This window comes from Thiocapsa marina 5811, assembly GCF_000223985.1.
In the GTDB taxonomy this organism is placed as follows: domain Bacteria; phylum Pseudomonadota; class Gammaproteobacteria; order Chromatiales; family Chromatiaceae; genus Thiocapsa; species Thiocapsa marina.
Map to the genome: position 1 here is coordinate 460385 of NZ_AFWV01000002.1, position 7355 is coordinate 467739.

Sequence of the window (7355 nt, forward strand, 5' to 3'; positions counted from 1 at the left end):
AGTATCCGCATCCAGCGCCTGATGTGATAATGCCGGCCCGACACTCCACACTGCAATGGCCCCTCGCCGGAGATCCGCAGATGCCCGACCTCGACCGGACCTACCGGATCGGCCCGATCCACTTGGCGCCGTCCGTTCTGCCTCGGAACGGATGGACCTTTTTGGCCGCAGCGTTTTTCTCGATCGGGCTGATGATCTTCATCTCCATCGGTCAGACCTACATCCTCAACGAGCATCTCGGGGTTCCGGAGTCCGAGCAAGGCGCGATCAGCGGCAACCTTGTCTTCCTGACCGAGATCGTCACCCTGCTCCTGTTTCTGCCGGCCGGTGTCCTCATGGACCGAATCGGTCGCCGCGGGGTCTATGCCGCTGGCTTTCTGGTCCTGGCTCTGACCTACGTCCTCTATCCGCTCGCGGAATCGGTCGAGGCGCTCTATGTCTACCGGATCCTCTACGCGATCGGCGTGGTCGCGGTCGCGGGCGGGTTGTCGACCGTCCTTGCCGATTATCCGGCAGAACGATCGCGCGGGAAGTTGGTGGCCATCGTCGGTGTCATGAGCGGCTTGGGTGTCGTACTCATCAGTCAGGGTCTGGGCGCCATGCCGAAGGTGTTCACCGGTGCGGGCTTCGATGGCGTCACCGCGGGCAGGTTGACTCATTTTATCGTCGCGGGTCTCGCCGTTGCGGTGGCCCTGTTGCTCCTTTGGGGCCTCAAACCGGGTGTGCCCGTTCGGCTCCAAGATCGTCCGAGCGTACGTGAGCTCTTGGTCGGCGGGTTTGCGCACGGGCGCAATCCGCGCATCCTCCTCGCCTACTCATCTGCATTCATCGCGCGCGGCGACCAATCGGTCAACGCGATCTTTCTCGTCCTCTGGGGCACCTTGGCGGCCAAGGCGACCGGCATGGAGTCGGCGTCGGCGGTGATGAGCGGCACCCTGATCTTCGTGATGGCCCAGATCTCGGCGCTCGTCTGGGCACCGGTTCTAGGTCCGTTGCTCGACCGAATCGACAGGGTCACCGGGCTTGCGATCTGCATGGCGCTGGCAGCACTCGGCAACCTGAGTCTGTTGGTGCTCGAGGATCCGCTGTCGTCGTACGGTCCGATCTTCTTTATTCTGCTTGGGATCGGCCAGATCAGTGTCTACCTCGGTGGCCAATCGCTGATCGGCAAGGAGGCTCCGGTCGGACAGCGGGGATCCGTGCTCGGTGCCTTCAACGTCGCCGGGGCAATCGGTATTCTTTTGATTACGCCGGTTGGCGGGTATCTGTTCGATCGGATCGATCCCCGCGCACCCTTTATCGTGGTGGGCGTCATCAACGTCATTCTCGTATTCGCGAGCATCTATGTGCGCATCAGGCATTCGCCGCAACCGTCGAGTGCACACGCGGAGAATCAAGCCTCGCTGAAATGAGCGGGTGGCCTCGAGCACCGCGGCGTGCATCGCCCGGGTGGCGGATCGCAGCCATGAAAAAGCCGGCATTAGCCGGCTTTTTCATTCGGATGACTTTGAGCTCACGAATTTGGTCGGGGTGACTGGATTCGAACCAGCGACTTCTGCCTCCCGAAGACAGCGCTCTACCAAGCTGAGCTACACCCCGAAACGGATTGTCAATGCTTGCGGTCGACCGAAAAATCCGCCAGCGTCGCCAAGGCGTCCGTGGAGGGGGAGGGCGGAAAGGCGCTCAGTGCGCGCTTTGCTTGATCCGCGTAGTCTTCCGCAAGCCGCTTAGTATAGGTAATGGCGTCCGTCGACGCAATCACCTCGACGACCGATTCCATGTGCTCGCGGCCGCCTTCTTCGATGGCTTTGCGCAGCAGGATTTTTTGCTCGGGTGTCCCGACGTCCATCGCCCGAATCACCGGAAGGGTCGGTTTACCCTCGTCGAGGTCGTCGCCGACGTTCTTGCCGAGCTCGGCGTTTGCCGGGCTGTAATCGAGCGCGTCGTCGATGAGTTGGAAGGCGATCCCGAGATTCAGGCCGTAGCTCGCGGCGGCTTCTTCGACACGGGGGTTGGATCCGGCGAGTACGGCACCGAGTCGCACGCCCGCTTCGAACAGCGTTGCCGTCTTGCGCGTGATGACTTCCATATATCGGCTCTGATCCGTGTCGGGGTCGCGCGTGTTCAGTAGCTGGAGCACCTCGCCCTCGGCGATCCGGTTGGTCGCGTGGGAGAGGATGTCCATGACGCGCATATTGCCGACATCGACCATCATCTCGAAGGCGCGGGAGTAAAGGAAGTCGCCGACCAGCACGCTGGCGTCGTTGCCCCAGACCACATTGGCCGTTTCGCGGTTGCGTCTGAGCTCGGAGGCATCGACGACGTCGTCGTGCAGGAGGGTCGCCGTGTGGATGAACTCTACGACGGCGGCGAGATCGATGTGGCGATCCCCGCTGTAACCGCAGGCTCGAGATGCCAGGAGCACCGAGAGCGGGCGCAGTCGCTTCCCGCCGCTGTTGACGATGTAGTGGCCGATCTGGTTGATGAGCACCACGTCCGACCGGAGTCGACGCAGGATCAAGGCGTCAACGGCCTTGACGTCTTCGGCGACGGGTTGTCTGAGCGCGGTGATATCCATGAAGTGTCGATGGACTGACTGATCGTGGCCGCGGATGCTAGGTGCGGGATGGGGGGCTGTCAAGTCGGAGGCGGGCTGAGAGGCTCGTGTCTTGCGGATCCGGTGCGGGTTTGCCCGCCGATGGGCCAAGGCCCGGGTGCCGTTCTCGGACCGGACTCGCGACAAGGTCCTTGACCGGGGGCTGCTCGTCGAGTAGCATTCCGCTTCTTTTGTTTCGGCGCCTGTCGCCGACCTCGCCGAATGGTTTTGGGGATCTTCAGACATGTACGCGGTCATTCAAACCGGTGGCAAACAGTACCGGGTTTCGGAAGGCGACACCGTTAAGGTGGAAAAGATAGTGGCGGAGCAAGGCGCTGTTGTCGACTTCGATCAAATTCTGATGGTGGCCGACGGAGACGATGTCAAGATCGGCAAGCCTTACGTCGAGGGCGGTAAAGTCAGTGCGACCGTCGAAGGTCATGGCCGGGCGAAAAAGGTCATGATCGTGAAGTTTCGGCGTCGCAAGCACCATCTGAAACGCCAGGGCCATCGCCAATCGTTCACGGCCCTGAAGATCACGGCGATCAGCGCCGGCTGAAGAGGAGACTCCCATGGCACACAAGAAAGCTGGCGGCAGCTCGCGCAACGGGCGTGATTCGGAATCCAAGCGGCTCGGCGTCAAGGTCTTCGGCGGGCAGGTCGTGAAGGCCGGCTCCATCATCGTTCGGCAACGGGGCACACGATTCCACAGTGGCGTGAATGTCGGCTGCGGACGTGATCATACCCTCTTTGCTCTTCGCGACGGGGTCGTGACCTTTGTCGAGCAAGGCCCGAAAAATCGGAAGTTCGTGACGGTGGTCGAGAAACCCGCCGACGTCGGCTCGGCCTGATCGTTCCGGGCGCCGACCCATCGCAACGGGCTCGCGAGCCTCGTCGTTTCGGCGGGGCTCTTTTCGTTTTGGCGATGAGGTCGTTTGAGTTATGAAATTCGTCGACGAGGCGTTCATTCGGGTCGAGGCAGGCGACGGCGGTAGCGGCTGCGTCAGTTTTCGTCGCGAGAAATATATCCCCAAGGGCGGACCCAACGGCGGGGACGGCGGCAACGGCGGCAGCGTCTACCTGGTCGCCGATGTGAATCTGAACACCCTGGTCGATCTGCGCTACCAGCGCGTGCATCGCGCGGAGCGAGGGCAGAACGGGAGAGGGCGGGACATGACGGGTCGTGCCGGCGCGGATCTCGTCATTCGTGTCCCGGTCGGGACTCGCATCCTCGAGCGCGAGACCGGCGAGTTGATCGGCGAGCTCCTGGAGTCCGGGCAGCAGATGTTGGTGGCGCAAGGCGGCTTTCACGGTATCGGAAACGCGCGCTTTAAATCCAGCACCAACCGAACCCCGCGACAGTTCACCCCGGGAACGCCGGGCGAGCGTAGAGATCTCCAACTCGAGTTGATCCTGCTTGCGGACGTCGGCTTGCTCGGTTTTCCGAATGCCGGTAAGTCCTCGCTCATCCGCCAAGTCTCGAGCGCGCGCCCGAAGGTCGCGGATTATCCCTTTACGACGCTCTATCCCAACCTCGGCGTCGTGCGGCTTGGCCGGGACCGGAGCTTTGTCATTGCCGATATCCCCGGCGTGATCGAGGGTGCTGCGGACGGTGCAGGTCTCGGGAGTCATTTCCTCAAGCATCTGTCGCGTACACGTTTTCTGCTGCATTTGGTCGATGTTGCCCCGTTGGACGAGGAGGTCGACCCCGTCGAGCAGGTTCGCAAGATCGAGGCGGAGCTCTCCGCGTTCGGTGAAGGACTCGCGCTCAAGGAGCGCTGGTTGGTGCTGAACAAGATCGACCGCCTCCTCCCCGACGAGTACGCGGCACGGCGCGAGGAGATCATCTCCCGACTCGAGTGGTCGCTGCCCGTCTACGGCATCTCGGCGATGACGGGGGAGGGTACGGCCGTGCTGATGGGCGATCTGATGAGTCGACTGGAGGCTTTGGCTGCGGAAGCCGCCGCCGAGCGTGCAGGAGCAGATCGCGATACGGACGGCGCCTCCGATTCTGCAACACCCGAGACCGATTGGCACCCCCTCGACTGACCTGGTTGGATCTTTCCTATGATTTCGCGCTCCATGATCCCCTTCACGCGTCGATGGGTCGTGAAGATCGGAAGTGCACTCTTGACCCGCGACGGCGCAGGACTCGAGCGCAGCATGTTGGCCCCGTGGGTGGAGCAGATCAGTGCGCGTCGCGTGGCGGGCAACGAGGTCGTTCTGGTGTCTTCCGGCGCTGTCGCCGAGGGTATGGCGCGGATGGGCTGGCAGGCGCGTCCCAAAGCCCTCCATGCGCTGCAAGCGGCCGCCGCGATCGGACAGATGGGGCTCGTGCGTGCGTATGAAGACTGTTTTCAGGCGCGCGGACTGCACACCGCACAAGTGCTCCTGACCCATGACGATCTGGCCGATCGCGCCCGGTATCTCAACGCCCGCAGTACCATTCGAACCCTGCTCAAGCTCGGTGTGATCCCCGTCATCAACGAGAACGATACGGTTGCAACGGACGAATTGCGCTTCGGCGACAACGATACATTGGCGGCCCTGGTCGCGAACCTCATTCAGGCCGACCTCCTGATCCTCCTGACGGATCAGGATGGTCTGTTCGACCGGGATCCACGCGCGCACGCCGATGCCTGCTTGATTCCCGAGACCCGGGTGGACGATCCGCAGCTCGATCAAGTCGCGGGCGGCAGCGTCACGGGGTTGGGTACCGGTGGCATGGTGACCAAGGTTCGTGCGGCGCGGCTCGCAGCGCGCTCGGGGACGCCGACGGTGATTGCCCCCGGGCGCGGCGAAGACGTTCTAGGGCGGATCGGCGAAGGGGAGAGGGTCGGCACCTTGCTGGTGCCCTTCCAGGGACCTCAGGCAGCGCGCAAGCAGTGGTTGGCGGGTCACCTCCAGGTGCGTGGTCGTGTCACGCTCGATGCCGGTGCCGTGAGCGCACTGCGCGAGAAAGGGACGAGCCTGCTCGCCGTCGGTGTCAAGAAGGTGCAGGGCACCTTCAATCGCGGAGAGGTTGTCGCGTGCGTCGATGAGTCGGGCTGCGAAGTGGCGCGCGGCTTGATCAACTACGATGTCCAAGAAGTCGAGAGGGTCAAGGGTCAGCCGTCGAGCCGATTCGAGGCGATCCTCGGCTATCTCGACGAGCAGGAGCTGATCCATCGCGACAATTTGGTGTTGCTCTAAACCGCGCCCCGAGTGATCAGAGTGATCAGGGTGAGTCCCGGGGTGACTTGATCTCTCCTCCATCAACACGCGTCTCCGCGGACGCGGTTTAGACCGTCGATTATCCTCCTTCAACCCTCCTCCATCGCCGGACTTTAGGGGGTGCCGAGTCCGGCGGCTTTTGCGACGGCATCAACGATCCGGGTTTGATCCTCGTCCGACAGATAGGGGTGCATCGGCAAACTCATCACCCGTTTCGCCACGCGGGCGCTGACAGGCGTTCCAAACCGCTCCAGGCTAGGCTGGAACACCGGTTGATCGTTCAACGGCACGGGATAATGCACCGCCGTCGGAATCCCTTCGGCAGCCAACGCCTCCGCGACCCGGTCGCGCTCTTCGACCTGAATGGTGTATTGCGCATAGACCGATGCGTTGCCCGGCGTGATGAACGGGGTCAACACTTTGCCGCTGCTCGCCTCGCTGGAGACTGCTCCTCGGGCCTGGAGCAATTCGGAATAGCGTGCCCCGAGCCGACTCCGTGCATCGACCTCGTTGATGAATAGGGGGAGTTTCGCAAGGAGGATCGCAGCCTGAAGCGTATCGATGCGGCCGTTCAGACCGAGACGCGGGTGGTGGTAACGGCGATCTTGACCGTGGTTCCGGATCTCCTTCAGCCTTTTCGCCACTTCGTCGTCGTTTGTGAAGCAAGCCCCCGCGTCGCCGTATGCACCCAGCGGCTTGGAAGGGAAGAATGACGTGCAGCCGATCGAAGACAGGGCACAGGACCGCTTCCCCTTGTAGGTGGCTCCAAAGCTCTGGGCTGCGTCTTCGATCACGGGCAGGCGGTGCCTTGCGGCGATCTCATTGATGGCATCCATGTCCGCGCATTGGCCGTAGAGCGACACCGGCATGATCGCTCGGGTCCGTCCGGTGATGGCCTCTTCGATGCGCGCGGGATCGATGTTGTAGGTCACCGGGTCGATGTCGACGAAGACCGGCCGTACGCCGAGCAGCGCAATCATCTCGCCGGTGGCGATAAAGGTGAACGGGGTGGTGATGACCTCGTCGCCTCGACCGATCTCCAGTGCCATCATGGCTGCGAGCAAGGCGTCGGTCCCGCTTGAAAGACCGATGCAGTGCCGCGCGCCTACGAAATCGGCGAGCGCAATCTCCAGCGCTTCGACCTCGGGGCCCATGATGTATTGCCCGTGCTCCAGGACCGCATGAATCCGGGCCTTCACGTCGTCTTCGATCAGTCGATACTGTGACTTTAAGTCGATGAATTGCATTCGTTCCGCCTGAAACCGCGCCCGGCGCGGTATGCGATGTGTTGGATGGGATCGGCTCCGGCAGACTTGACGACTGCCGAAGTCGGCACGGTTTACGATCAGGATACCGGGTTTCTGTCGAGCCGTCTTTTTCCCGATCATAAAAAAACCCCCGCCTGTTGAGGCGGGGGTTTGGGTGTAAGGCCCTGGCGGTGACCTACGTTCGCATGGGGAGGCCCCACACTATCATCGGCGAGACACCGTTTCACGTCTGAGTTCGGGATGGGATCAGGTGGTTCCAGTGTTCTATGGCCGCCAGG

General features: G+C 62.4%; 7 protein-coding genes, 1 tRNA gene and 1 rRNA gene. 5 read left to right on the plus strand and 4 right to left on the minus strand.

Annotated features, from left to right (window positions below; translation table 11 throughout):
• The first annotated feature begins 80 nt into the window (after window positions 1-80).
• Complete coding sequence (locus THIMADRAFT_RS04390) at window positions 81-1412, plus strand: MFS transporter (protein WP_007191769.1); 1332 nt, start codon at window positions 81-83, stop codon at window positions 1410-1412.
• A gap of 110 nt (window positions 1413-1522) precedes the next feature.
• On the opposite strand, the gene THIMADRAFT_RS04395 is transcribed toward THIMADRAFT_RS04390, so the two are convergent.
• Window positions 1523-1599: transfer RNA gene (locus THIMADRAFT_RS04395), tRNA-Pro, on the minus strand.
• A gap of 10 nt (window positions 1600-1609) precedes the next feature.
• Window positions 1610-2578, minus strand: a complete 969-nt coding sequence (locus tag THIMADRAFT_RS04400) for a polyprenyl synthetase family protein (RefSeq protein ID WP_007191770.1) — start codon at window positions 2576-2578, stop codon at window positions 1610-1612.
• Window positions 2579-2840: 262 nt separating this feature from the next.
• Between THIMADRAFT_RS04400 and rplU the strand changes: the two genes are divergently transcribed.
• From rplU to proB, 4 genes are all read left to right on the plus strand, one after another.
• Window positions 2841-3155: a 50S ribosomal protein L21 gene (gene rplU / locus THIMADRAFT_RS04405; RefSeq protein WP_007191771.1), complete on the plus strand. Its 315-nt coding sequence runs from the start codon at window positions 2841-2843 to the stop codon at window positions 3153-3155.
• Window positions 3156-3168: 13 nt separating this feature from the next.
• Entirely contained in the window at window positions 3169-3447 is a 279-nt protein-coding gene (rpmA, locus tag THIMADRAFT_RS04410; protein ID WP_007191772.1) for a 50S ribosomal protein L27, read from the plus strand.
• 91 nt (window positions 3448-3538) lie between these two features.
• Complete coding sequence (gene cgtA, locus THIMADRAFT_RS04415; RefSeq protein ID WP_007191773.1) at window positions 3539-4645, plus strand: Obg family GTPase CgtA; 1107 nt, start codon at window positions 3539-3541, stop codon at window positions 4643-4645.
• 18 nt (window positions 4646-4663) lie between these two features.
• Window positions 4664-5788 carry a glutamate 5-kinase gene (gene proB, locus THIMADRAFT_RS04420; protein WP_007191774.1) on the plus strand — a complete coding sequence of 375 codons (1125 nt, stop codon included), beginning with the start codon at window positions 4664-4666 and terminating at the stop codon, window positions 5786-5788.
• A 134-nt stretch (window positions 5789-5922) separates the two neighbouring features.
• Here the strand turns inward: proB and THIMADRAFT_RS04425 are convergent, their stop codons facing one another.
• Together THIMADRAFT_RS04425 and rrf are read right to left on the minus strand one after the other, a co-directional pair.
• Window positions 5923-7056, minus strand: a complete 1134-nt coding sequence (locus THIMADRAFT_RS04425; RefSeq protein WP_007191775.1) for a DegT/DnrJ/EryC1/StrS family aminotransferase — start codon at window positions 7054-7056, stop codon at window positions 5923-5925.
• 183 nt (window positions 7057-7239) lie between these two features.
• Window positions 7240-7355, minus strand: a 5S ribosomal RNA gene (gene rrf / locus THIMADRAFT_RS04430).

Excerpts from the sequence above, each read along its gene's own strand:
- THIMADRAFT_RS04390 (WP_007191769.1), top strand. The coding sequence starts at position 81 with ATGCCCGACCTCGACCGGACCTACCGGATCGGCCCGATCCACTTGGCG.
- THIMADRAFT_RS04400 (WP_007191770.1), bottom strand. The coding sequence starts at position 2,578 with ATGGATATCACCGCGCTCAGACAACCCGTCGCCGAAGACGTCAAGGCC.
- rplU (WP_007191771.1), top strand. The coding sequence starts at position 2,841 with ATGTACGCGGTCATTCAAACCGGTGGCAAACAGTACCGGGTTTCGGAA.
- rpmA (WP_007191772.1), top strand. The coding sequence starts at position 3,169 with ATGGCACACAAGAAAGCTGGCGGCAGCTCGCGCAACGGGCGTGATTCG.
- cgtA (WP_007191773.1), top strand. The coding sequence starts at position 3,539 with ATGAAATTCGTCGACGAGGCGTTCATTCGGGTCGAGGCAGGCGACGGC.
- proB (WP_007191774.1), top strand. The coding sequence starts at position 4,664 with ATGATTTCGCGCTCCATGATCCCCTTCACGCGTCGATGGGTCGTGAAG.
- THIMADRAFT_RS04425 (WP_007191775.1), bottom strand. The coding sequence starts at position 7,056 with ATGCAATTCATCGACTTAAAGTCACAGTATCGACTGATCGAAGACGAC.